The following is a 24,007-nucleotide window of genomic DNA, read 5'->3' as shown; positions in this document are numbered from 1 at the left end:
CGGAACCAACTACTCTACCGTGACGCTCTTGGCCAGGTTACGGGGCTGGTCGACGTCGCAGCCGCGCAGGATGGCGACCTCGCGGGCGAGCAGCTGCAGCGGGACACTCGCCGTGATGGGGCTGAACACGTCGCGGACTGCCGGCACGCGGATGATGCAGTCGGCAATCTTGTTGATCTCCTCGTCGCCCTCGGTGGCAACGACGATGACCTTGGCGCCGCGCGCTTTGCACTCCATAAGGTTCGACACGGTCTTGTCGTAGGTGGCACTCTTGGTGGCCACAGCGATGACAGGGAAGCCCGGGTCGATCAGGGCAATGGGGCCGTGCTTCATCTCACCGGCGGCATATGCCTCGGCGTGCAGGTAGCTGACTTCCTTGAGCTTGAGCGCACCCTCGTAGGAAATAGCGGCACCCATGCCACGGCCCACGAACAGCGCCGACTGCGCGTCCTTGCACAGCAGGGCGGCCTCATGCACGGCCTCGGTTTGGGTATCCAAAATCCACTGGATCTGCTCGGCCGTATCGGAAAGCTCGCGGAACAGCATGCGCGCCTGCTTGGTGGTCAGGCGGTACTTGACCTGTGCCAACAGCAGAGCCAAAAGCGTGAGGCTCACAACCTGGCCGATAAAGCTCTTGGTCGAGGCGACCGCAATCTCATTGTTGGCCTTGGTGTAGATGACGCCGTCGCTCTCACGCGCCACGGGGCTGCCCACCACGTTGGTGATGCCGAAGACCTTGGCACCCTTGATGCGCGCATCGCGAATGGCGGCAAGAGTATCGGCCGTCTCGCCCGACTGGGACACGGCAACGACAAGCGTCGTCGGCGTAATGATGGGGTTGCGATAACGGAACTCGCTGGCCGCCTCCACCTCGGTGGGGATGCGAGCCCAGCCCTCAATGAGATTCTTGGCAATGAGGCCAGCGTGATAGCTGGTGCCGCAAGCGATCACGTAGACGCGGTCGATGTCGTTGAGCTCCTCGAGCGAAAGGCCCAGCTCGTCGATGTCGAGCTCGCCGGCCGGCGTCATACGACCAACCAGCGTGTCGCGCACGACGCGCGGCTGCTCGTGGATTTCCTTGAGCATAAAGTCGGGATAACCGCCCTTTTCTGCCATGTCCAGGTCCCAGTCGATGTGGGTGACCTTGGGCTCGATAACGTTGCCGGCCTCGTCGGTGTACTCGACGCCTGCGGGCGTGAGCTTGGCAAACTGACCGTCCTCGAGCACCACGACATCGCGGGTGGCGTCGATGAGCGCGATGACATCGGAGGCGACATAGGCGCCGGTCTCGCCCGCGCCGACCACGATCGGGGAATCCTTGCGGGCCACGGCGATCACGCCGGGCTCGTCAGCGCACACGGCGGCCAGACCATAGGCACCGACCACGTGGGCGCAAGCCTCGCGCACGGAGGCCATCAGGTCGTGCGTCTCGGCATAAGCCTCTTCGATCAGATGCGCGAAGACCTCGGTATCGGTCTCGCTCTTAAAGTGGTGGCCGCGACCCTCCAGCTCTTCGCGCAGCTCGGCGAAGTTCTCGATGATGCCGTTGTGGACGATGGCGATACGACCGTCGCAGCTGGTGTGGGGGTGAGCGTTAACGACGGAGGGCTTGCCGTGGGTGGCCCAACGGGTGTGGCCGATACCGCAGGTAGCGTCGCTGTCGATGTTGGAAAGCTCGCTCTCCAAGCCCGCGACCTTGCCCACGCGGCGGATGACGTCGAGGTGCGCCGCGGCGCCCTCGCCCACCTCGAGCGCGACGCCCGAGGAGTCATAGCCGCGATACTCCATACGCTTGAGGCCCGTGACCAGGATGTTCTTTGCAATATCAGAGCCGGTGTAGCCGACGATTCCGCACATAAGATAAATCCCTTCGTTCGCGTGACTGCAAGACGTCCACGCACAAAGGGCGCTGAGACGTACAACGTTCGAGTATTGTACTCACGCAAACGCAAGCTGATATACCAGAAGTGGTATCTCAACTTAGATACCACTCGATGCACACACGTCCAGCCGGTCCAAACCACCACAAAGGTACCTGCCCCCTTCGTGGTGGTCGCGCTGGCAACAGCGTTTCCCCAGATAAAACCTGCCAAAATAAACCTGTCCCTTTTTGGAAGGTTTGGGATGCTACAATCTGGCTTGTACTTGAAACGCATCAAAGGGGCCGCTATGGCAAAGGTAAAAATCAGCGACGTCGCGCGCGAGGCCGGGGTTTCGTTGGGCACGGTTTCCAACGCGCTCAACCACCCCGAAAAGCTGCGTCCCGAGACCCTCAAGCTCATTAACGAAACCATCAATCGACTGGGCTACCTGCCCAACCAAAGCGCTCGTCAGCTCGCGGGCGGCGCCACCAAGTCCTTTGGCCTGGTGCTCCCCCGTCTCGACCACGGCTTTTCACTCCAAATCGCCAGCGGCGCCCACAACGAGGCCCGCAAGCACGGCTACGACCTGCTCATCGCCAACGCCGATAACGACGATATTCTCCAGGACCATTACCTGCGCTACTTTATGGGCACCCAGATGTCCGGCGTCATGGTTCAGCCCATGGCATCCCCCGACTGGCACCCCGCCCTGACCAAGATGCCCGTGCCGATCGTCCATCTGGACATCCATTGCTCCGAGCCCGGCTACTACGTGGCCGCCGACAACGAGGCACAAGGCCGCATCATCGCCGAGCTCGCCATCGCCCGCGGCGCGCACCATATTGTCGTCGTCGGCCGAGCAGCATTTATGCAACTCACCCTGCGCGTCCTTGGCATTCATAAGGCGCTCGCCCTACATCCCGATATCAAGATCGAAGTCATCGACGCCGGCGAATGGAATACCGCCGCCGACGGCTACGGCATCGGCACCCAAATCGCCGCGCGCCCCGCCGACGAACGCCCCGATTTTGTCGTCGGCCTGACCGACGTGCTGGCCTCGGGCGTCATCTCGGCGCTGGTCGACAAAGGCATCGCCGTCCCCGGGCAAGTACGCGTAGCGGGTTGCGATGGCAACCCGCTCGCTTGGAGCGGATCGGTCCCGCTCACTACGGTAGCGCCCCCGGGCTACGAGATTGGCCGCAAGGGCGTTCAATTGCTCATGGAGCAAATCGAGAACAAGGCCCCAGCAAAGACCAAGCATATCCGCGTCGGCTCTACAGCGCGCACCGTCACCGCAGTCACCGCCGCCGAGGACATCAACCGCCAAGAACTGGTACGTCCGTTCCTGCTGGAACGCGCCAGCACCCAGGCAAGCAGCCAGACCGACGCCACGGCCATCAACCTCGGTGCGTATCTATAGCACGCCCGCAAGTATGCTAAGTCGCCGCTCAAGCAAAAGAGGCCCGACCATTGCCGGACCCCTTTTGTTTAAGCGCAAACGTAAGCAATTGCTCGTTTCAACGCCGCAATTGTCTAGCGCACGGCCTTGACCGCCGCCGCCAGATCGAACAACGTATCGAGCACGGCCTCGCAGCCATCCACCACGTCCTGCGGCAGCGGCACGATATCGGGGACGGCAAAGACGTGGCAGCCAGCCGTAATGCCCGAGACGCAGCCGTTGCGCGAATCCTCGACCACGGCACATTCCTCGGGAGTAAAGCCCGCGCGCTCGCAGGCGAGCAGATACATCTCGGGGTCGGGCTTGCCATGCACGACGTCCTCGCCACACGTTACCGTTTCAAACTTGTCAAAAAGACCGAATGCTTTAAGGTTGCGCTCGGCCGTAACATGGCGCGATGACGTTGCAAGGCCTACGTGATAGCCCGCAGCCAACAGCTCGTCTATGCACTCGGCAGCGCCGGCCTTAAGCTCCAGATCGGTCTTGACCATCTCGTCGCGAATCTCCTTGTGGCGGACATAGATCGCCTCGGCGGTCTCGTGGCTGCCGTAATGCTTATCGAGGATGTTCATGACATCGGGTAGCGTGCGACCGATAAACTGATGGATCAGCGCTTCATCAATCGCGAGCCCCAGCTCAGCGGCGCCTGCCTTCCAGGCCCTAATCCCCAAACGCTCGGTATCGACCAGCGTTCCATCCATGTCAAAAATAACAGCCTTGATCATATCGATCCCCCATCGACTCTCGCTGTCGCATTGCCGCAACTCTACCGCATTTGACAACTTGTATATAACGTATATACCATATTGCACTTTCGTTACACAGATAGAAGTCTTATGGCAAGTAACGCATTAGGATTATAGTTTTCAATCGAGTACTCAACGATAAGGATCGTTTCATGATTTTAGACACCACGGTACCCGCAGAGGAGCTTCAAGACAAGCTATCGGCGCTCGAACAGCTGCTTTTGGCATACGGGCGCGTGGCTATCGGGTTTTCCGGTGGCGTCGACAGCAGCTTTTTGGCCGCGGTCTGCGCCCGCATCATGCCTACCAATACCCTCCTCGTCCATCTCGCCACGCCGCTCATCGGCACGCCCGAACAGACTTCGTTTGAGCAGTCCGTTGATGGACAGGCCAATGAGGGGCCGCATTTTAAGCTCCCCGTGCTCAATCTTTCGGTGGATCAGCTGCAGCTCCCCCAAGTAGCCTGCAACGATGCTAATCGCTGCTACCACTGCAAGCACGCCGGCTTTACCGCCATCGTCAACCACGCCAAGTCGCTCGGCTTTCCCACCGTCATCGATGGCAGCAATGCAAGCGATCGCGGTGACTACCGCCCTGGCATGCGCGCGGCAGAAGAGCTCGGCGTACGCTCCCCTCTCATGGAGGTCGGCTTTACCAAGGACGAAGAGCGCGAGCTGCTGCGCGCATGGGGCTATCCCGTTTGGAACCTGCCGGCGGGAGCATGTCTTGCCACCCGCGTCCCCACGGGCGAGGAGCTTACGCGCGAGAAGGTCGATTTAATCCGCGCCTGCGAGGATTACCTGCACGATCTTGATCTGGCACAGGTACGCGCGCGCTTGATCGGCGGCTGCATGCATATCGAGGCCGCACCCGCAGATGTCGCCAAGATTGCTGCCCTCGGCGGCAACGCCGTCGATGCCGAGGGCAAAACCCCGCTGCCCGCCGTTATCGAGTCCGCGCTGCGCGAACTGGGCTGCGACCATATCTCCCCTGAGGTCACCCCCTACATTCACGGTGCCATGAATCAGTAACCTGCCAATAAGGGAAAGGTATATTTTGGCAGGTTTTATCTGGGGAAATATCGCGAGGCAGTCGCTCCTCTAGCACCCATCTAACTTCGAGAGGCACTAGAGAGGCGACCCGGCTGCATCTACTTCTTCCGATATCGGCGGTTACGACTCGTCGATGAACCCATTACTTCGATGAGCCCTTTATCCGCCATTTTTGGCAGATGGTAACGGACAGACGAAATTCTGACCCCCGATGCAACCGCTATTTCTCGCGCCGTCATATCCACTTCGGCGCTGAGAGCCTCCAGGATCCTATCCGCCGTCGAAGCTGACGGTTCTCTGTTCCTATCGATAATTTCGAACGTGTCTTTGCCGCATTTTGACAGGGCATGTTTATCTACAAGGTCCCCGCAGATCAGACGAATGTCATCCGAATCCCACTTCAGGGCCTCTCGTATTTTTTGAACATCGCATACGCACCCATGCTCCCGCATAAACATGAGCAATGTTTCTTCGCGATCCGTCAGCTCGGCGCCCACATGGCTCTGAATCCACGTGCGGTTTTCAGCAAGCTCCGCCCCGTGCCGGGAAAGCAGCACCGTAAACGAATCGGCCTTAACGATAAATTTCGGCCTGCCAAGCGAACGAGACTCCATCTCGCGAATCATAGCCGGGATACCAGATCCCTGGCTTTCCGCAACGGCCCCCTCGGCATGCTCTAACGGCGTCGCCCCCATTAGGCTCATGAGCTTTGGGTTTCGGCAGCGCGATTCCCCGTCTGCAAGATTGTCCACCGTCTTTCCGCCCCAAAGCCCGCCAGGGTTTTTGATCTCTATTCTGTCTGGATAGATATCAACACTCACGGCCTGCCCCACAAACATGGGCGAATATTCTCGATGGATGCAGGCATTTGCCAAGGCCTCGCGCAAAACCTCCTGGGGAACTTCCCAATCCTCCCTTCTGCCAGCGCCTTGCACTATCGTCGCTTTGCGCAAGTTTCGTCCAATCGCGGCAAGGGCATCTTCGATGCAAGCCGGAATCGGGCCATCGCACAACTGGCGGTCAATAAACCGGGGTTGCCCGGGTGCAGATTTTTCCACATCGGAATGAACGGCGACATCGATCATCAGTTTGGGATAGAACTGCTGGGGGTAAATTCCCGCCGACAGAAGCCCCGCGAGCTTCACGGCACCATCCTTTGTAGTGATATTGAGTCTGACCAGCTGCTTTTCCAGCGAATCGGCCCCGCGCAAAACGCGCGGGGTCTGCAGCCGGCGATTTGCGATAATAGACCGCACGACATCTGGATCCAAATCCTCGACCGTTGCCTCCGAAACCACCGTGCCGTCTGCATCGCTCGGAAGCAACGCACTCTGCAACTCATATAGCTCAGCGGGTGACATCTTGATATCTTTATCATCCACGCGCTTGTAGCTACCGTTCTGCACGCCGCGCGCGCCGATATAGCAAGGCTTCGCTTTAAGCTCAAGTTCAAAGATGCGCACCAGAAGCACCTGGAGCCCGTCGACCTCGCCTCGATCAAGCTCGTACCGCGGCGCATGGGTCACCACTGCCGCTGAGCCTCCGTCTCCGATACCCGAAACAAACTGATCGCGCACCCTATCGATAGCAAAGTTAGCCGAAGGAACAAATCCTTCGGCCTCGTCCAGGCCCAAAATAATGAGCCCACCCGCAGTGTTCGCAAAAGCGCTCACTGTCTCCCATACGTCTGCGCTCAATTTATTCGTGCAGGCTTTAACTTCTACCGATGCGTCATCAGTCCCCCGCCTGCGAAGGCGCTCAACGATAAGGCCAAGAGGTTCATCCAGCAGCATTGGCATTCCGTCTCTCTAAAACGATAGATTTATCTCTCTAAAGTATAGTATATCTCTCTAACTTTAGAGAGATAGGCATCTTATTTTAGAGAGAAATTTAGAGAGATGCATCAAATTCACTGCTAGATTTCCTAATGTTATCTCTTTAACTGACCTTCTCTTTAAAGAGATATTTAGAGAGACGAGCGTAATCTCTCTAATCAAGGGCTCCACTCTTTAAGGTGCACACTTCCTAACCGTACCCTAAGTTGCGGTGAAATAACTCACGATTAGCCTGCCAAAAAAGGACAGGTTTATTTTGGTAGGTTTTATCTGGGGAAACTCCGAATAGCCCCACATGCATAACCGCTGCAGCTCCATATGAGGCAAATGAACCAGCAGCGTTTGCCCCAAAATCTTGAGTATTTGTTCGACAGAACGGCCCCTGCCGGCTCCTGCTAGACTGGTAGATTCCCAACCGCCCATCCAGGAGCCTCAATGTCGCGCAAGTCCGCCTACAAGAAAGTACTTTCCATCGGCACCGCCGTGGTGCTCGGGTTTGCGCTGTTTACGGGATCGCTCGACGGAGCGCCCAAGTTGCTGTCGCCGCAAAGCGATGAGCAGGCGGTAGCTCTGGCCGAGAAACAAAACGAAAGTCCCAGCCGCACCGACGACGAGGCGGACCTGGTCGCCCGGCTCGAATCGGGAACGGCGAGCTCCTCGGACCCTCAAAACGACCAGGACCCTGGCGATGGCTCCGGTTCCGCCGCAACCGACACCGGCGACGGCGCTTCCGCGGACAGCGCCGCCACCCCCATCGACGAGGTCGAAAACCCCGACCTCAACCGCGCCCGCGGTGTTTATCTCAGCAGCATTCCCGACTACGCCGGCAACCCCTACGTTGCCCTTCGCGCCGACAGCACGCACCCGCTCGGCACGCCGTCATTCACACTCGATGAATACGATCGCGCCACCGAAGAGGGCTGCTTTAAGAAATTCTCCAAGCTCGATAGCCTAGGCCGCACCCGCAAGGCGCTCGCCTGCGTAGGCCCCGAGTCGCTCGGACAGGGAAAGCGCGGCGATATCTCGCGCATCCATCCTGCCGGTTGGCACCAGCAGCGCTACGACTTTATTCCGGGCCAGAGCCTCTACAACCGCTGCCACCTCATCGCCTGGTCGCTCTGCGGCGAAAACGCCAACCGCAAAAATCTCCTCACCGGCACGCGCTATCTCAACGAAACGGGCATGCTGCCGTTTGAGGAGCAGATTCTCGGCTACATCCGCGACACGGGCAACCATGTGCTCTACCGCGTCACGCCCATGTATGGCGAAGAGGAACTTGTCTGCCGCGGTGTGCGCCTTGAGGCGCAATCGATCGAGGACCACGGCAAGACCCTCTGCTTCCACGTATATTGCTACAACCTGCAGCCGCACGTGCAAATCGACTACGCCACCGGCCGCAACCAGGCATCTGGCGACTAGTACCGACAGCGCCGCCCGTAACCCAAAAAAATGATCCGTTTTCCTCCGTCCCCAAGGGATCAAAAAAAGGCCGCCCTGGATTACCCAGGGTGGCCTTTTCGTCAGCGCCCACATTGCAGGCAAAGCCACACGCTACTTGGCACGGCCCTCCTCATAGCGCTCGACCAGCTTGGCCTGAACGTCATAAGGCACCTGCTCATAGCCAGCGGGCTTCATGGTAAAGTCGCCCGTACCGCGCGTGATAGAGCGCAGGCGCGTCGAATAATCCGTCAGCTCTGCCAGCGGCGCCTGGGCAATGACCACGGTGTCGCCGCGCTCATCGGTCTCCATGCCCGTCACGCGACCGCGCGATGCCGAGATGTCGCCCATCACAGCGCCGGCGTAGCTTTCGGGAATAGTCACCGTGATTTCCTCGATGGGCTCCAGCACCACCGGGTCGGCATCGGCGCACGCCTTGCGCAGGCCGATGCGAGCCGCCGCGCGGAACGCCATCTCGTTGGAGTCGACGCTGTGATACGAGCCGTCGTACACAGCCACGCGAATGCCCGTGAGCGGATAGCCGGCAATGATGCCGTCCTTCATGGTCTCCTGGACGCCCTTGTCCACGGCAGGGATGAGCGAGCGCGGAATGCGGCCGCCCACGACCTCATCCACAAACTCGTAGCCGTCGCTCGTGCCGTCGGGCCCAATGAGCGGCTCAACGCGCAGCCAGCAGTCGCCATACTGACCGGCACCACCGGTCTGCTTCTTGTGGCGGCCCTGGGCGCTTGCCGTGCGGCGGATGGTCTCGCGATACGGGATGCGGATCGGCACGCTCTTGGCAGCGACCTTGGTGCGGTCCTCCAGACGGTTGAGCAGCACCGAAACCTGCGCCTCACCCACGGCGGAGATGATAGTCTGGCCCGTCTCCTCGTCGCGGTCGATGCTCATAGTCGGATCGGCCTTGCAGGCCTTCTCGATAAACGTGTAGAGCTTCTCTTCGTCCCCGCGATTCTCGGCCTCGATGGCGATGCGGTACTGAGAGTTGGGGAACTTAAACGCCGCAGCCTCGACCTTACCGGTAATGGAGAGCGTATCGCCCGTCTCGGCAGCCAGCTTGGGCGCCACGATGATGTCACCGGCATAGGCGTGACCGACCTCGGTCATGTCGCGGCCGCACATCACATACAGGTGAGCCAGACGGTCGCTCTTGCGCGTACGGGCGTTGACCAGCTCAAGACCCGGCTCAAGCGTGCCCGTCAGCACCTTGATAAAGCTGATGCGACCCTGCTGCGGGTCGGCCAGCGTCTTAAACACAAACGCCACCGGGCGGTCATCGTCACTCGAGATCTTGAGCGAATCGCCGTCGATGAGCGGCATCTCGCCGTAGTCGGTCGGCGCCGGGAAGTACGTGGCGATGTCGTCCATCAGCGAGTTGACGCCCTGCTCCTTAATGCAATCGCCCGCAAAGACCGGCACAAAGATGCGCTCGGCAATCGCCTTCGACAGCAGGCCCTCAAGCTCCTCCTGCGTCAGCGTCTCCTCGCCTTCCAGGTACTTCATCATCAGCTCATCGTCAGCCTCGGCCACCAGCTCGCACAGATGGTCATGGGCTTCCTCGGCCTGGGCACGATACTCCTCGGGAATCTCCGACTCAACGGCTTCGGTGCCGTTGCAGTGGCGCGCCTTCATGCGCACCAGGTCGATGATGCCGTCAAAGTCCTCGCCCTCGCCCCAGGGAAGGGTCACGGCGCCCAAGCGCGTGCCAAAGCGCTCTTGCAGCAGGTCCATCGTGGTCGCAAAGCTGGCCTCGGAGCGCGACAGGCGGTTTACGAACACCGCACGCGCCAGGCGCAGGTCCTCGGCGGCATACCAGAGCTTAACCGTCGTAGGCTGTGGGCCGGCCTCGACGTCGACCACAAACAGAGCCGTCTCGCAGACGCTCATCGCGGCAAAGGCGTCGCCGATAAAATCGGGGTAGCACGGGGCATCGAGCACATTGATGCGCGCGCCCTTCCAGTCGATTGGCGCAATGGTCGTCGAGATGGAGAATGAACGCTTGACCTCTTCAGGGTCATAGTCGAGCGTAGGCTTGGTGCCGTCGTGGCCGCCCAGGCGGGCGGTCTTGCCGGAAAGGTGGAGCATGGCTTCGGCGAGTGAAGTCTTGCCCACCCCGCCTTGGCCTACGAGCACCACGTTCCTTACGTTACCGGTCTTGGGAGCACCCATGATGACCTCCTTGCAGGGCCGCGCGCATTGCGCGACGCCAACGGGGAGAGTTCGCGGTCGATGCCATCCCGGGAGCAGCATGGTCGGCAGCCGAGCCGACTCACCCTCCAAATGTCCTATGCCACCACCCTACCCTCACGGGCGACCGTCCATGCACACCTTTCGGCACACGTATGAATACAGGCGGCGAGAGGAAGAGACAAGCTTGTGAGGCGATTATTGAACCCCGTCGATGCAAACAAAAAGCCGCCACAGACCGTAAGACCTGCGGCGGCTTCGCCTCAATTAATAGTTGAGTAAATACCTGAGCCTATCCCTCGATACGGCTCAAGAACTCACGGGTGCGCTGCTCGCGTGGATGGTCGATGACCTGCTCGGCAGGACCCTCCTCGACAATACGACCGCCGTCCATAAAGACCACGCGGTCGGCAACATCGCGCGCAAACTGCATCGCATGGGTCACGATCACCATCGTCATATTCTGCGCCGCAAGGTCTTTAATGACACGCAGTACCTCGGCCGTCAGCTCGGGATCGAGTGCCGAGGTCGGCTCGTCAAAGAACAGGATCTCCGGATCGAGCGCCAAGGCGCGGGCGATACTCACACGCTGTTGCTGGCCGCCCGAAAGCTCACATGGCACCTTGTTCTCGTTGCCCGTAAGCCCCATCTGCGCGATCAACTCGCGCGCACGAGCTTCCGCCTGCTCGCGCGGGCGCTTAAGCACGCGGATCGGCGCGTCGATGATGTTTTTCATCACGGTATAGTGCGGGAACAGGTTGTAATTTTGGAACACCAGGCCGAATCGCGAGCGTGCCCGCTTGGGCACATCGCCCTTCGCATAGACCGCGCCCGAGCCCGCATCCGTCGCAACGGCAAGGCCACCAAACGAGAGCGAGCCTCCGTCGAGTGTCTCGAGCAGCGTGGCACACCGCAGCAGCGTGGACTTGCCGCCACCCGAAGGCCCGATAATCGCCACGACCTCGCCACGCTTGACCTCGAGCGAGATATCCTTGAGCACCTCATTGCCGCCAAACGCCTTGCGCGCGCTTTCGATTTTCATCACTGAGTTAGTCATGATAATAGTCCAGCTTCTTTTCGGCGTCGCCCAGCAGCATCTCGACGACGAAGTTAAAGACCCAGTAGATTAGCGCCGCGATCGCAAACGGCACCATGCTCACCTGCGAGGCGACCAGCGCCTTGGCCGTCGAGAACATCTCACCCACGCCAATGGCAAACGCCAGCGACGTGTCCTTGACCAGCGTGATGATCTCGTTGCCCATCGCAGGCAGAATACGCTTGGCGACCTGCGGCATCACGATATACAGAAACGTCTGCATGCGCGAGTAGCCCAGCACCTCGGCAGCCTCGTATTGACCGCGAGGAATGGACTGCAGGCCCGAGCGATAGATCTCGGCAAAGTAACCGGCGTAGTTGATGATGAACGCTACGACGCACGCCGTCCACTTGGAATCGGGCGTGAGCGAAATGCCAAACACGTAGTACGGGGCAAAGTAGATGGCAAACATCTGCAGCATGAGCGGCGTGCCGCGCATGACCGAGATATAGATGCGCGCAATCCAGCGAAGCGGCGCGATTTTGCTCATGCGCATAAACGCCACGGGGATTCCCAGCGGAATCGACCCGAGCAGCGTCAGCACAAACAACTGCAAACTGACCAAGAATCCCTGGCCAAGCATCTGCATCATGACCTGAATAGACATTACTTGAGCACCCAATTATCGAAAGATAGACCATAGCTTGAATACTTGTCGCACAGGTCCTTGACCGTGCCGTCCTCGTAGAGTGCCTTGAGCGACTCGGTCACGGCGTCGGCCGACTTGGTGTCGCCCTTCTTAAAGCCGACGGCGTAGTGCTCGCTGGACAGCGGCTCATCAAGCTGCGTATAAGCATCGGGCTTGGCGGCAAGCTGATACTGGGCAATCGAAAGGTCGCAAGCCACGGCATCGACCGCGCCGCTCTCGAGCTGCATAAAGGCCGTGTTGTACTCGCCGATCGTGTCGAGCGTGGCAAACGTCGCCGCCAGATCCTTCTGGTCACCCTCAAGCACGTCCTGCGCAGCGGAATCAGTCTGGGTAATCACAGTCTTGCCGGCAAGATCGTCCCAGCCCTTGATGCCCGCGTCCTTCTTGACCACCAGCACCTGCTCGTTGAGCATGTACGGCTCGGAGAACGTGTAGTCGTCCTCGCGGCCCTCCATGGTAAAGCCGTTCCAGATGCAGTTGATGGCACCCGAGTTGAGCAGCGTATCCTTGGCATCCCAGTCGATGGCCTCGTATTTGACCTCCCAGCCCTGCTTATCGGCAACAGCCTTGGCCAGATCGAGATCAAAGCCGGTGTACTCGCCATCGTCGCCCACAAAGCCGTACGGAGGATAGGACTTATCAAAGCCCACCACGAGCTTCTTGGACTCCGCAGCGCCCTTCACGTCCTTGGCCGCGGCAGAACCAGCAGCGGAGCCCTTGCCGGCACCACCGCCGCAACCGACAAGACCAAGGCCAAGCACCGTGGCGAGCGAGCCGGCTAGACCAACAAACTGACGACGAGACATATCGGTGTTCATGGTATCCCCCCTTGATGGCACTTTAGTTAAGTAAAGTGATTCGTGTAACGTCCAGAATCATACACTTTAGCGTGATAGAGCACAAGGCGAGTTTGCCTGCCGCGTGAGGGGTGTGGGGGTTAAGTTTCCTGCTCTACAGTCCTGCTCACGACGGAGGCCACATTAAGTGGCCTCCTGTTCGTGCGGAACTCGCGATAAACTTAACCCCCACACCCCTCACGCGGCGGGCAACCGTCGTTGGGCTTATCACTGACACGAATAAACCGCTTGCATATCGTCTGCTGGCTTGGCACGGTACAATACTTGCAGCTTTAATTCATGAATTAGTGGAGTTATTGATGGCAGAATCTCGTGCGGAGCGTAAGGCTCGTCGTGCTTTGATCGAGGCGGCTGAGGGGTCAGAGGAGAAAAAATCTTCTAAGAAATCCAAGTCGTCTCAGGACGCGAAGGGTAAGTCGGCCAAGGGCAAGGCTAAGGCCAAGCGTCCCGGCTCTCGTCGGAACGACGATAAGGCATCTCAGACTCGCTCCAAGCGCCCGTATAAGAATCCGGTTCCGTCTGCGCGCAAGGCCGTTGATCCCAAGTCTCCTTGTTCCATCATGAAAGCTTGCGGTGGGTGTACGGCGCTCAATCGTCCTTATAAGAAGCAGTTGGCAGCCAAGCAGGCCGCCATGGAGGAGCTTTTTGCTACCCTTTGCGAGCGCGAGGGCATTAGCGTCGACCCCATTCGCGGTATGGGCGTCACCCTGGGCGACCCGGGCAAATATCCTGCGCCGCGCGGTTTTCGCCATAAGGCCGCCACACCCTTTGCCCCCGGCAAAGAAGGCACTGTCCGGTGCGGTTTCTTTGAGCGCGGCACGCACAAGATCGTTGCCGTACCCGAATGCCCCGTCGAGGCACCGGGCGCCCGTCAGATTCTCAACGGCATCGCACGCGAAGCTGAGCGGCTGCATATTCCCGCCTTTAATGAGGACAAGCATCTTGGTTTGCTTCGCTATGCCGTCGTCCGCTGCGGTTGGCGTACCGACCAGGTCATGGTCACGCTCGTGACCGCTCAGCGCGACTTGCCGCATGCGCAGGAGTTCTTTGAGGCTGTCGCCGCACTCAATCCGCACATCGTCACCGTCGCCCAAAACATCAACGGACGTCCCGGCAACGCCATCCTCGGCGAGGAAACCCGCATTGTATATGGCGCCGAGTGCATGCGCGACCAGCTGCTCGGCTGCGAGTTCGATATCTCCCCCACCGCGTTCTACCAGACCAACCCGCAGCAGACCGAGCTGCTCTATCAGCTCGCGATTGACGGCATGGACCTGCAGCAGGGCGACGTACTCATGGATGCCTATTGCGGTAGCGGAACTATCGGTCTGTGCGCCGCGAAGGATGCCCAGGACAGAGGCGTCGGCATTATGCTGCTCGGCGTGGAGCGCAACCCGGCGGGCGTTGCCGACGCACGCCGCAATGCCGAGCTCAACGGCCTCACCCGCAGCGCCTGGTTTATGGCCGACGATGCGACCGACTATATCCTCGATGCCGCCGACAACAACGAACGCGTCGACATTCTTTCCATCGACCCGCCGCGCGCCGGCTCCACGCCCGAGTTCCTCGAAGCTGCCTGCGCACTTAAACCGCGCCGCATCACCTATATCAGCTGCAACCCCGTGACTCAAGAGCGCGACCTGCATCAGCTCCTCGACGGAGGCTACCGACTGCTCAAGATCACGCCCTTCGACATGTTCCCTCACACCGACCACACCGAAACCGTAGCGGTCCTCGAACGCCGCTAACCAACCTCAGTAGATTTTTGGGACAAGAAAGGGGGCGACCCGCCTGGGCCGCCCCCTTCGCTTGGTTTATAAACTCCGCTACATCCCATTGCGCAGATCGCACACGCCGGCTGCCGCCATCTCGCGCAGCAGCGTCTCGCGGTCGCGCGTCACGATCAGATCCAACGGGAAGTGAATCTCGTCGAGCATCTTGCGAGCGTAATCGAGCTTACCAATTGCCATGCCAATGTGCGCATCGGTCGAAACGCCAATGCCCACGCCCAGCTCGGCGCAGCGCTCGGCGATCTTGCGGCATACGGCCCAATGCTCAGTGTCGACACCGTGTTCAAGACTATGGTTGTTGATCTCGATAATCTTGTGCTTGGCCTTAGCCGCCAACAGCACCTCGTCGATATCGAACGGCACGCCCGAACGCCCCGTGTGACCCAGCATGAACACCTTGGGGTGCTCCAGGGCATTGATATACATCTCGGTCGTCTGGGCCAGCGTCGCGCCTTCAGCAATCTGCGGATTATGCACGCTCGCAACCAAATAATCCAAATTACGCGTAACCAAATCGAACAGCGAATGCTGACGGCTGTACGAATCGCCGGCAATATCGAGCGTGACAGGGGTGTCCTCGCCAAACAGGCTTCCGTCCAGCGAAACGATATCGGCCTCGGCACCACGCAGCACCAGCACGCCGCTCCAAATGCGCGGCCAGATATCCTGGTTGATAAAGAACTGGTAACTGCGCAGGTCATTGGGGCAAGCCGTAACCATAGAGCTCAAATGGTCGGCAGATCCGAGCACCTGCAGACCACGCTCTGCCGCCCAGTACACATTCTCCTCAATGGTCGAATATGCATGCGCAGAGAACATCGTATGGGTATGAATGTCACAAGAAAGCAGGTAGGGCATCAGGTCTCCTTATCTGGCACGGCCGTCGCTTATATTCATTGTACGCATAGCCTTCGATAGTCGTAAAACCACTCCATCCCAAAGACACAACGTCCATGACAACGGGGTCCGGCTTAACACCAAACCCCGTTTCACGTAAAACATTGTAGGCAGATCGCTTTGCTTTTAACGATACTCGTCCGCCAACTGTTTCCAAGCGGGTAGCGAATTGACAATCGTTTCGTAACTCACGCAATAGCCCAGGCGGAACCAACCCGGCATACCAAAGCTGTCCGAGGGAACCGCAAGCAACTCATACTTCTTTGCGCGCTCGCAAAACGCATTCGCATCGGGCTCCAACGCTTTCACCCATAGGTAGAACGCGCCATCCGGCTCAACATAGGTGTAGCCATACTCCGCTAGTGCGTCGGTAAGCGCGGTGCGGTTGCGTGCATAGGCCTCAACGTCACTCGGCTCATCGATGCAGTCGATAATTACGCGCTGGAAGAGTGCCGGTGCGCATACAAAACCCAGCGTACGGGCAGCACCCGCAACAGCCGGCATCAGACGGGCGGCCTGCGGATTGGTGTTGGGAACAAGGATCCATCCCACGCGCTCGCCCGGCAGCGAAAGCGACTTAGAATACGAGTAGCACACCACGGTGTTCTCGTAGATCGAGGGCACCCAAGGCACCTCGGCACCGTACACGATCTCGCGGTACGGCTCATCCGAGATGAGCATAATCGGATTCTCGGGATCGCGCTGAGCGTTGGCCTCGCGCAGAACATTGGCCAGTCGCGTCAGCGTGTCGCGTGTATATACGGCACCAGTCGGATTGTTGGGCGAGTCGATGATAACGGCAGTCGTCTTATCGGTAATCGCCTTGAGCACGTTGTCAACGCTCAGCTGGAACGTATCTTCATCGGCGAGCGCCTCAACACACGTACAGCCGGCCTTCTCAATCCAAACGCGATACTCCGGAAAGTACGGGGCGATAACAATAACCTCGTCGCCCGGGTTCGTAACGGCGTTGAGCGTGCAGGTAAGCGAAGCCGCGGCACCCACCGTCATAAAGACGTCTTTGCCCTCATAGCTCGTGCCAAAGCGGCGGTTGAGCGATTCGGCGACGGCTGCTCGACATTGCGGCAGGCCCGGAGCGGGGGTGTAGCCGTGTAACTGGTCACTCGGCAGCTCCAGGGCCTTCTTAATCGACTCAGCCACAGCAGCGGGCGCCGGAACGCTCGGATTGCCCAGCGAAAAATCGAATACGTTTTCCGCACCGATCTGCGCCTTGCGCTCAAGACCATAGCTAAAAATCTCGCGGATGATGGAGCTTTCCGCGCCGCGAGCATACATAGTTTCGTTGATCATCTGTTCCCCTTTCGCATAGGCGCTATTGTACGCTTTAGCCGAGCAAAGTGCCGCAGCAATGTTGATTGGGGACAGACTTAAATGCGTGAAAACACTCATTTAAGTCTGTCCCCAATCAACAGACGGCCCCATATCGCTCAAAAGAAAAAGCCTCCGCAGGTTTCCCCGCGGAGGCTTTTGTTACAAGGACTATTTGTCGGCGTCGGTGTCGGCACCGGCATTGACGGCATGGTCATCGTCAGCACCATCGGATGCGGCTTCGGCATCCTCCTGCATGGCCGCCTGCGCAAAGGCCGCGGCATCAGCCGCCAGCTCCTCCTCGCTCATACGAGGCGCGCGCTTCTTGGTCGGCATGCCGGCCGCCTTGGCATTGCGCTCCTCCTTGGCCGCCAGGATATCGTCCTCGCGCTCAAGGTAGGCCTCCCACTCGTTGTCGAGCAGGGCGTTCACGGCGTCGCCTTCGACGGTCTCGCGCTCAAGCAGCACCTTCGCCATCAGATCGAGCTGATCGCGACGGGCGTCCAGGATCTCGACCGCACGACGATGGGCCTCACGCATAATGCGCTGAACCTCGATATCGATGCGGCGCGCCGTCTCCTCGGAGTAATCCTGGTGATCGGCGTAATCGCGACCAAGGAACACCTGATGTTGCGCCTCGCCAAACACTTGCGTGCCCAGCTCCTCGCTCATGCCCAAGCGCGTGACCATCTCGCGCGCCATCTTGGTTGCGCGCTCCAGATCGTTGCTCGCGCCCGACGTAATGTCATCGCACATGAGCTCCTCGGCAACGCGACCGCCCAAGAACACGGCGAGCTCGTCGAGCATCTCGTTCTTGGTCTTGAGGAAGTGGTCCTCCTGCGGAAGCTGCAGCGTGTAGCCCAGAGCCTGACCGCGGCTGACGATCGAAATCTTGTGGACCGGATCGGAGTGCTCCAGGATGTGGCCCACCAGGGCGTGACCGCTCTCGTGGTAGGCAATCGTGGTGCGCTCGGCCTCGGTCATCACGCGACCCTTGCGCTGCGGTCCGGCAATCACGCGCTCCATCGATTCCTCGACCTCGTCCATCGAGATCACGGAACGATGACGGCGGGCGGCCAGCAGCGCAGACTCGTTGAGCAGGTTCGCCAAATCGGCACCAGTAAAGCCAACGGTCATCTGGGCGAGCTTCTCAAACTTAACGTCCTCGTCCATCGGCTTGTTCTCGGCATGCACGCGCAAGATCTGCTCGCGGCCCTTCACATCCGGACGGTCGACCGTAACCTGACGGTCAAAACGGCCGGGACGCAGCAATGCCGGATCCAGGATGTCAGGACGGTTGGTCGCAGCGATCAGGATGACCGACTCGCTTTCCTCAAAGCCGTCCATCTCGACCAGCAGCTGGTTGAGCGTCTGCTCGCGCTCGTCGTGACCGCCGCCCAAGCCAGCTCCGCGCTGACGTCCCACGGCATCGATCTCATCGATGAAGATGATCGACGGGGCCTGGGACTTGGCCTCCTTAAAGAGGTCACGCACACGGCTGGCGCCGACACCTACGAACATCTCGACAAAGTCGGAACCCGAGATGCTAAAGAACGGCACGCCCGCCTCGCCGGCAACGGCCTTGGCCAGCAGCGTTTTACCGGTGCCCGGAGGGCCAACCAGCAACACGCCACGTGGGATCTTGGCGCCCAGCTTGCGATAGCGATCCGGATCGCTCAAAAAGTCACGGATCTCCTCGAGCTCCTCGACTGCCTCGTCCACTCCGGCAACGTCTTCAAACTTGACCTTGGGGCGTGTGGCCTCGTTGGTCTTGGCGTTGGTCTTGCCAAACTGCATGTTCCTGTTGTTAGCGCCCATCATCTGGCGCATAAAGTAGAACATGATGGCGATAAGGGCGATCGTCGGAAGCACACTCATCGCCAAGTCGCCCCAAAAATCGGGATCGTTGGTGTTGACGATGTACTTGGTATCGGGGTGCTCCGCCATGAGCTCGGCAAGCGAATCGGAGCCGACATAGGTCGAGGAAAAGCTCTTGAGCTCACTCGTGTCGCCCTTGTCCTTTTTTGTCTTCCAGTAATGACCCGCCACGCTTCCGTCCTGAACCGTATAGGTCAGATCTTCGACGCGATCCTGCTTAATGGCGTTGACCATCTCGCTCGTCGCGAGCTTAACGGTATTGCTGGAGCTGGCAAAGCCGGAGCCCATATTAAAGAAGGCATAGCCCAGAAGCGCGCAAGCCAAAAGAAAATACAGCCAGCCCGTACGCGTGGGCTTCTTGCCTCCGGGCATCCCCGGGATCTTTGGGTCCCGGGGAGTCTGGGAATTGTTGTCGTTACGGTCGTCGGGCATCTTACGAATAAACCTCCGGTTTCAAAATGCCCAGATACGGAAGGTTGCGATAGCGCTCGGCATAGTCGAGGCCGTAGCCCACCACAAAGGCATCGGGGCAATGGGTTCCAACATACTTGGGCGTGATGGCCGAGACGCGGTCCTCAACGTCCTTCCACAGGAAGGCGGCGACCTCCAGAGAAGCGGGCTTGCGGCTCTCGAGGTTCTTCATCAGATACTTGAGCGTCAGGCCCGAGTCCAGAATGTCCTCGACGATCAGCACGTCGCGACCGCGGATGTCGATATCCAGGTCCTTAATGATACGCACGATACCCGAGGACTTCACACCGTCGCCGTAGCTCGAAACAGCCATGAAATCGATGTTGGTCGGCAGCTCGATCTTACGCATCAGGTCGCCCATAAAGACCACGGCGCCGCGCAGGACCGCAATCAGCACCAGATCCTTACCCGCGTAGTCGCGCGTAATCTGCTCGCCTAGGCGAGAGACGATACCGTCGATATCCTCCTGCGTAAACAGAACCTTCTCGATATCCGGATGTTGAGAAGCCATGACAACCCTTTCTTGTGCTTATCGCCCACACACCGCCGTATGGACGCGAACTTCACATTCTAGCAGCGCACGGGGTATATTTTCCAGCCCGTACGCCATCAGCGCGGGAATACCGTCAACGTCGCACAGAATAGCTGGCGTGGGACGCTATTCCGCATCGACCACACGAAGCAGATACGCCACGCGCGTTGCGGCCGTGCATTTAAAACGCTCGTCCGCGCGAACTCCGGCGACCCACACCACGGCACCCCCCGGCGCCGTCCTCACCATGGGCACGCCGGCGCGCTCGGAAACGGGAATGCGAGCCTCACCTAGCAAGTCGGATACTTTCTTGCTTCGGCCACTCATCCCTAACGGGCACATCACGTCTCCCGGTGCGGGACCGTCCACCCACAGGCGCGCCAATCGCGCCTCGGCAGGGATCTCGCCACGCGAGCCCGCCAGGATCCGCTCACTATCGCTGTCGGCAAAACCCAGGGCAGCCGCGTCTACCAAAGCTGTCACTTCCCCGGCAGCTGCAAGCTCACGGGCGCGGCGCACGATATCGCATCCCGGCTCAACGGCCATCGGTTCTGTGACCAGCATACGTCCCCCGCCCAACGGCAAACGACCGGGTACGGTAACCCAGTCCGCGACCAGGCCCTCGCGAGCCACCGGGGCCTTAAACGCCAGCATGCCAAACTCAACGCGCGCGTCAATTCCCGCCGGAAGCGTGACCGAGCCGGCACCCTCGGCAACGCAGGAAAGGACTCGCTCAACATGCCGCATCTCGGGACGAGCGTCCGGATCGATGCGTTTGATCGCCAGTCGCACGATGCGCCGCGCGATTACCACCTCGGCCGCAGCAAGGCGCCTGGCATCGAGCACCAGTGCGCCCGCTGCCTCTTTGCGCAAACAGCTTCGAAACGCCTGTGCCGACAGCTGGGATAGAAACGCATCTTCATCACCCAAGATCTCACAGGCGGCGCCAATCGTCTTGCAGACGCTCGCGTTGCGCTGCGCCACCACCGGCATCACTCGATGGCGCACGTAGTTTCGCAGATACGAGATATCCTCATTGCTCTCGTCTTCACGCCACGGCTGACCATGTACCTGTAGATAGCCCACGAGCTCGCCGTGAGTTAGGTCGAGCAAGGGACGCACCACGATATTCCTCCGGCGAGGAATGCTCGATAGGCCAGCGGGCCCCGAACCCTTAATCGCGTTCATCAAAAACGTTTCCGCGCGATCCGAAGACGTGTGCGCGGTGCAGATACGAGCCGCCGTTCGCGGTGCCCCCGTCTGGGCGCAGAGCTCGCGAACATACCTCCGCGCCGCGGCATAGCGCACCTCGCGGGCCGCGGCCTCAATATTGCCCGACTCCCCATCAAAATAAGCGTGCTCCACACACAGCGGTAAACCATATTGCGCGCAGAGCTCACGCACAAAGGCCTCGTCGCCATCGGACGCCTTGCCGCGCAGATGATGGTTTACATGCAGCACATGCAGGCGCTCGCGAGCAATGGGGGCGACACCGCGTCCGTCTTGGATATCCAGCTTTGATGTGCACGCCATAAGAAGCAGTGCCGTCGAGTCCGCGCCGCCTGATACCATGAGCACGACAGGAGCAGCCTGCTGCCTCGTCCGGGTCTCATCGACTGCCCCAGGCACGGCATGGTGTCCATAATGCTGAGATACCGTAGGCATTTGCTTCCTCCTCTATTCGTCCGCACCCATTGTATCCTTTGGAATCTTATGTCTCGTCTGCACCTTCATATCCTCGGCAGTGGCTCTAAAGGCAACTGCGCACTCATCGAGGGCCCGCAGGGGCTCATTATGGTCGATGACGGACTGTCTCGCCGCGAGACATTAAAGCGCATGGCAGAACTGAGGCTCTCGGCAGACAACGTCTCGGCTCTTCTCATTACTCATGAGCATAGCGATCACATCAAGGGCCTCGATGTCTGGTGCAAGCACTGGCACGGCCCCCTCTTTGCCAGCAGGGGCACTCTTTCGAGCAAAGAAAATCTTTCGCATCTGCCTGTCGAGGAATTCGATCCCGGTGACACCCTATCCATTGCCGGCATCCACGTGCAAACCTACTCAACGTCACACGATGTCATCAATCCAGTCGGCTATCGATTCGACACCCTCGATGATTCCATCGGCTTTGCCACCGACACCGGAGAGCTATCGAGCCAAGCCATGAACACCCTCAAAGATTGTCGAGTCCTCGCGCTCGAAAGCAACCACGATGTGACCATGCTGCGCGAGGGAGAATATCCCCGCTTTCTTCAGGAGCGCATCCTGTCTGCAAGGGGACACCTCTCCAATGGCCAAGCCGCCGAAGCCGCGCGCGAACTTGTTACCGATCGCACCGAACAGCTCATTGCCATGCATATCAGCCAAGATAACAATCGTCCGAGCCTTACCGTCAAAAGCTATGCCAAAACTCTGGCCGCAACTCTGGATGACGAGGTCGGCAGCTCCGCAACCCTTCTCCAAGGATCGCGAAAACTCTCGATACGCCCTGCGAGTCAGTATCAACCGGCAACCATTCAATAGACTGTCCTAGACAGCAAAAGGGGCCGAGAATCGCTTCCCAGCCCCTTTTGCTGTCTTTTAATAGCGCAGAACACCAACGAAGTTAGTCGATGGAGATCTTCGTAACGTTCTTCTTCTCGACGATCTTGGGAACCGTAACGGTCAGGATGCCGTCAGCGTACTTAGCCGAGAGGCCCTCGCTCGAAGCGTCCTTTAGATACACGCCACGCGTCGCGCTGTACGAGTTGAACTCCTTCTGCAGGAAGTTCTTGCCCTCGTTCTCCTCGTCTTCCTCGACATTCACGCTAATGGACAGACGGCCCTCGTTAAGCTCGACATCGATATCGTCCTTGGCGACGCCGGTCAGATAAGCCTTGACCTCATAGCCGTCGCCCTTATCCTCAACGTCAACGGGGAACGCCTTGGAAGCAATCGAGTTGTTTGCAAGGTCGGTCATATCATCAAACAGATCGAACAACGAGCTAGCAGAAGGACGAACGCCAAAAACCGAACGATAAGGAACCATGCTTGCCATGTTTACCACTCCTTTTAAGGACTGCCGAGTCATCTTCTAGGTGACTGGGACTTCTTTTGACGCTCTTATATATGCCCACCCAGTGCTCATATATACATCGACTATAAAGTTTTTTGAGTCCAGTAGTATAAGCATATCTAAGTGTGTTTGACTCAGGTTTTAATAAGGTTAAGGTTCTTTGAACCAGAGCTTAAATAACAAGTATGTTCACAGCTACAAATAGCAAGGGGCTTACAATGAGCGCGTACACGTTGTTGGTAACGAGCTAAAGGGCATCATGGACGACCAAAACCAGAACAAAATGTTTATGCCGACACGGGGGGAAGATACTTCCACGCAGCCGCCGCGGTTCCATCGCCCCCACATCTCGCAAGAGCCCATTAATGATCCGGAGCCCGAGTATGTGACGAGAAATCGATATCAAACACTCGAGGATGCCCAAACGGGACGTAAACATATGGGCGTCGCCTCGGGAGACCCTGTATATCTAAAAGACGCACCATTATCTAAAAACAGCGCAGCTAGTGATGAGCCACTGAAAGCATCAGCCGCTCATCAACAAAGAGGTTCTCGACCCAAGCAAACCTTGACGCATTCGGCTCGCTATCTCGAAACGCCAAAACAGGGAAAATCAATCTTCGTTTCGTCAAGTAAAAGACGCAAGCAGCATCGACTGACAATCCTGCTTTTGATCATTGTGGCCATAGCAGTTGCCCTTATTATTCGATTTATCTTCTTTAAATAAAGGCTCAATACCAAAAACGATAAGATCGTCTGGTGTAATAGAGTCATTTACGCCCCATAAACGCAAAAAAGGGGGAGGCCGCGAGGCCTCCCCCTTCTCAGTTCAAGCGTACGGCTCGGTGCCGTCC

Annotated in this window: 19 protein-coding genes; 6 read left to right on the top strand and 13 right to left on the bottom strand. The window is 58.9% G+C overall.

Annotated features, from left to right (window positions below; translation table 11 throughout):
* Positions 1-9: 9 nt before the first annotated feature.
* On the bottom strand, positions 10-1,857 hold the full coding sequence (glmS, locus tag ARB25_RS04805; RefSeq protein ID WP_055286239.1) for a glutamine--fructose-6-phosphate transaminase (isomerizing): 1,848 nt from the start codon (positions 1,855-1,857) through the stop codon (positions 10-12).
* Between the two features lie 312 nt (positions 1,858-2,169).
* Between glmS and ARB25_RS04800 the strand changes: the two genes are divergently transcribed.
* A complete protein-coding gene (locus ARB25_RS04800; RefSeq protein WP_253276049.1) occupies positions 2,170-3,282 on the top strand; it encodes a LacI family DNA-binding transcriptional regulator in 1,113 nt (370 codons plus the stop codon).
* A gap of 113 nt (positions 3,283-3,395) precedes the next feature.
* Here ARB25_RS04800 and ARB25_RS04795 read toward each other — a convergent pair whose 3' ends face one another.
* On the bottom strand, positions 3,396-4,046 hold the full coding sequence (locus tag ARB25_RS04795) for an HAD family hydrolase (RefSeq protein ID WP_055286235.1): 651 nt from the start codon (positions 4,044-4,046) through the stop codon (positions 3,396-3,398).
* Between the two features lie 173 nt (positions 4,047-4,219).
* On the opposite strand from ARB25_RS04795, the gene larE reads away from it, so the two are divergent.
* On the top strand, positions 4,220-5,098 hold the full coding sequence (gene larE / locus ARB25_RS04790) for an ATP-dependent sacrificial sulfur transferase LarE (protein WP_055286233.1): 879 nt from the start codon (positions 4,220-4,222) through the stop codon (positions 5,096-5,098).
* A gap of 119 nt (positions 5,099-5,217) precedes the next feature.
* Here larE and ARB25_RS04785 read toward each other — a convergent pair whose 3' ends face one another.
* A complete protein-coding gene (locus ARB25_RS04785; protein WP_055286231.1) occupies positions 5,218-6,912 on the bottom strand; it encodes an ATP-binding protein in 1,695 nt (564 codons plus the stop codon).
* A 477-nt stretch (positions 6,913-7,389) separates the two neighbouring features.
* On the opposite strand from ARB25_RS04785, the gene ARB25_RS04780 reads away from it, so the two are divergent.
* Complete coding sequence (locus ARB25_RS04780; RefSeq protein WP_055286230.1) at positions 7,390-8,373, top strand: DNA/RNA non-specific endonuclease; 984 nt, start codon at positions 7,390-7,392, stop codon at positions 8,371-8,373.
* Between the two features lie 132 nt (positions 8,374-8,505).
* Here the strand turns inward: ARB25_RS04780 and ARB25_RS04775 are convergent, their stop codons facing one another.
* The 4 genes from ARB25_RS04775 to ARB25_RS04760 form a co-directional block, all read right to left on the bottom strand.
* Entirely contained in the window at positions 8,506-10,581 is a 2,076-nt protein-coding gene (locus ARB25_RS04775) for an elongation factor G (protein WP_055286228.1), read from the bottom strand.
* A 310-nt stretch (positions 10,582-10,891) separates the two neighbouring features.
* The gene (locus tag ARB25_RS04770; protein ID WP_055286226.1) at positions 10,892-11,656 is read right to left on the bottom strand and encodes an amino acid ABC transporter ATP-binding protein; all 765 of its coding nucleotides are present in this window, start codon (positions 11,654-11,656) and stop codon (positions 10,892-10,894) included.
* The gene (locus ARB25_RS04765; protein WP_055286224.1) at positions 11,649-12,302 is read right to left on the bottom strand and encodes an amino acid ABC transporter permease; all 654 of its coding nucleotides are present in this window, start codon (positions 12,300-12,302) and stop codon (positions 11,649-11,651) included. The genes ARB25_RS04770 and ARB25_RS04765 overlap by 8 nt, the downstream gene beginning before the upstream one ends.
* Positions 12,302-13,162, bottom strand: coding sequence for a transporter substrate-binding domain-containing protein (locus ARB25_RS04760; RefSeq protein ID WP_082421872.1), 861 nt, complete (start codon positions 13,160-13,162; stop codon positions 12,302-12,304). Before ARB25_RS04760 ends, ARB25_RS04765 begins: the two co-directional genes overlap by 1 nt.
* Before the next feature lie 338 nt (positions 13,163-13,500).
* Here ARB25_RS04760 and rlmD point away from each other — a divergent pair, with 338 nt between their 5' ends.
* Positions 13,501-14,949: a 23S rRNA (uracil(1939)-C(5))-methyltransferase RlmD gene (gene rlmD, locus ARB25_RS04755; protein ID WP_082421871.1), complete on the top strand. Its 1,449-nt coding sequence runs from the start codon at positions 13,501-13,503 to the stop codon at positions 14,947-14,949.
* A 78-nt stretch (positions 14,950-15,027) separates the two neighbouring features.
* Here rlmD and ARB25_RS04750 read toward each other — a convergent pair whose 3' ends face one another.
* From ARB25_RS04750 to tilS, 5 genes are all read right to left on the bottom strand, one after another.
* Complete coding sequence (locus tag ARB25_RS04750) at positions 15,028-15,849, bottom strand: phosphatase (RefSeq protein WP_055286222.1); 822 nt, start codon at positions 15,847-15,849, stop codon at positions 15,028-15,030.
* A gap of 165 nt (positions 15,850-16,014) precedes the next feature.
* Complete coding sequence (locus ARB25_RS04745; protein WP_055286220.1) at positions 16,015-17,199, bottom strand: pyridoxal phosphate-dependent aminotransferase; 1,185 nt, start codon at positions 17,197-17,199, stop codon at positions 16,015-16,017.
* Between the two features lie 189 nt (positions 17,200-17,388).
* On the bottom strand, positions 17,389-19,467 hold the full coding sequence (gene ftsH, locus ARB25_RS04740; protein ID WP_253276048.1) for an ATP-dependent zinc metalloprotease FtsH: 2,079 nt from the start codon (positions 19,465-19,467) through the stop codon (positions 17,389-17,391).
* 61 nt (positions 19,468-19,528) lie between these two features.
* Positions 19,529-20,077 carry a hypoxanthine phosphoribosyltransferase gene (gene hpt / locus ARB25_RS04735; RefSeq protein WP_035138721.1) on the bottom strand — a complete coding sequence of 183 codons (549 nt, stop codon included), beginning with the start codon at positions 20,075-20,077 and terminating at the stop codon, positions 19,529-19,531.
* Positions 20,078-20,224: 147 nt separating this feature from the next.
* Positions 20,225-21,763 carry a tRNA lysidine(34) synthetase TilS gene (gene tilS, locus ARB25_RS04730; RefSeq protein WP_172676323.1) on the bottom strand — a complete coding sequence of 513 codons (1,539 nt, stop codon included), beginning with the start codon at positions 21,761-21,763 and terminating at the stop codon, positions 20,225-20,227.
* A 48-nt stretch (positions 21,764-21,811) separates the two neighbouring features.
* Here tilS and ARB25_RS04725 point away from each other — a divergent pair, with 48 nt between their 5' ends.
* Positions 21,812-22,621 (top strand): MBL fold metallo-hydrolase, encoded by an 810-nt coding sequence (locus ARB25_RS04725; protein ID WP_055286216.1) that lies wholly within the window; start codon positions 21,812-21,814, stop codon positions 22,619-22,621.
* An 82-nt stretch (positions 22,622-22,703) separates the two neighbouring features.
* Here the strand turns inward: ARB25_RS04725 and ARB25_RS04720 are convergent, their stop codons facing one another.
* Positions 22,704-23,135, bottom strand: coding sequence for an Hsp20/alpha crystallin family protein (locus tag ARB25_RS04720; RefSeq protein WP_055286214.1), 432 nt, complete (start codon positions 23,133-23,135; stop codon positions 22,704-22,706).
* Between the two features lie 277 nt (positions 23,136-23,412).
* On the opposite strand from ARB25_RS04720, the gene ARB25_RS09990 reads away from it, so the two are divergent.
* On the top strand, positions 23,413-23,880 hold the full coding sequence (locus ARB25_RS09990; RefSeq protein WP_156327680.1) for a hypothetical protein: 468 nt from the start codon (positions 23,413-23,415) through the stop codon (positions 23,878-23,880).
* Positions 23,881-24,007: the final 127 nt, after the last annotated feature.

It is taken from the genome of Collinsella aerofaciens (assembly GCF_001405375.1).
GTDB lineage: Bacteria > Actinomycetota > Coriobacteriia > Coriobacteriales > Coriobacteriaceae > Collinsella > Collinsella aerofaciens_F.
This window is presented reverse-complemented; position numbering and strand designations above follow the sequence as displayed.

Coding starts and splice junctions, on each gene's coding strand:
- ARB25_RS04725 (WP_055286216.1), top strand. CDS start 21,812: ATGTCTCGTCTGCACCTTCATATCCTCGGCAGTGGCTCTAAAGGCAAC.
- ARB25_RS04780 (WP_055286230.1), top strand. CDS start 7,390: ATGTCGCGCAAGTCCGCCTACAAGAAAGTACTTTCCATCGGCACCGCC.
- ARB25_RS04765 (WP_055286224.1), bottom strand. CDS start 12,302: ATGTCTATTCAGGTCATGATGCAGATGCTTGGCCAGGGATTCTTGGTC.
- larE (WP_055286233.1), top strand. CDS start 4,220: ATGATTTTAGACACCACGGTACCCGCAGAGGAGCTTCAAGACAAGCTA.
- ARB25_RS04770 (WP_055286226.1), bottom strand. CDS start 11,656: ATGACTAACTCAGTGATGAAAATCGAAAGCGCGCGCAAGGCGTTTGGC.
- ARB25_RS04750 (WP_055286222.1), bottom strand. CDS start 15,849: ATGCCCTACCTGCTTTCTTGTGACATTCATACCCATACGATGTTCTCT.
- ARB25_RS04775 (WP_055286228.1), bottom strand. CDS start 10,581: ATGGGTGCTCCCAAGACCGGTAACGTAAGGAACGTGGTGCTCGTAGGC.
- ARB25_RS04795 (WP_055286235.1), bottom strand. CDS start 4,046: ATGATCAAGGCTGTTATTTTTGACATGGATGGAACGCTGGTCGATACC.
- ARB25_RS04745 (WP_055286220.1), bottom strand. CDS start 17,199: ATGATCAACGAAACTATGTATGCTCGCGGCGCGGAAAGCTCCATCATC.
- glmS (WP_055286239.1), bottom strand. CDS start 1,857: ATGTGCGGAATCGTCGGCTACACCGGCTCTGATATTGCAAAGAACATC.
- ARB25_RS04785 (WP_055286231.1), bottom strand. CDS start 6,912: ATGCTGCTGGATGAACCTCTTGGCCTTATCGTTGAGCGCCTTCGCAGG.
- ftsH (WP_253276048.1), bottom strand. CDS start 19,467: ATGCCCGGAGGCAAGAAGCCCACGCGTACGGGCTGGCTGTATTTTCTT.
- ARB25_RS04800 (WP_253276049.1), top strand. CDS start 2,170: ATGGCAAAGGTAAAAATCAGCGACGTCGCGCGCGAGGCCGGGGTTTCG.
- ARB25_RS04720 (WP_055286214.1), bottom strand. CDS start 23,135: ATGGCAAGCATGGTTCCTTATCGTTCGGTTTTTGGCGTTCGTCCTTCT.
- ARB25_RS09990 (WP_156327680.1), top strand. CDS start 23,413: ATGGACGACCAAAACCAGAACAAAATGTTTATGCCGACACGGGGGGAA.
- rlmD (WP_082421871.1), top strand. CDS start 13,501: ATGGCAGAATCTCGTGCGGAGCGTAAGGCTCGTCGTGCTTTGATCGAG.
- hpt (WP_035138721.1), bottom strand. CDS start 20,077: ATGGCTTCTCAACATCCGGATATCGAGAAGGTTCTGTTTACGCAGGAG.
- ARB25_RS04760 (WP_082421872.1), bottom strand. CDS start 13,162: ATGAACACCGATATGTCTCGTCGTCAGTTTGTTGGTCTAGCCGGCTCG.
- tilS (WP_172676323.1), bottom strand. CDS start 21,763: ATGCCTACGGTATCTCAGCATTATGGACACCATGCCGTGCCTGGGGCA.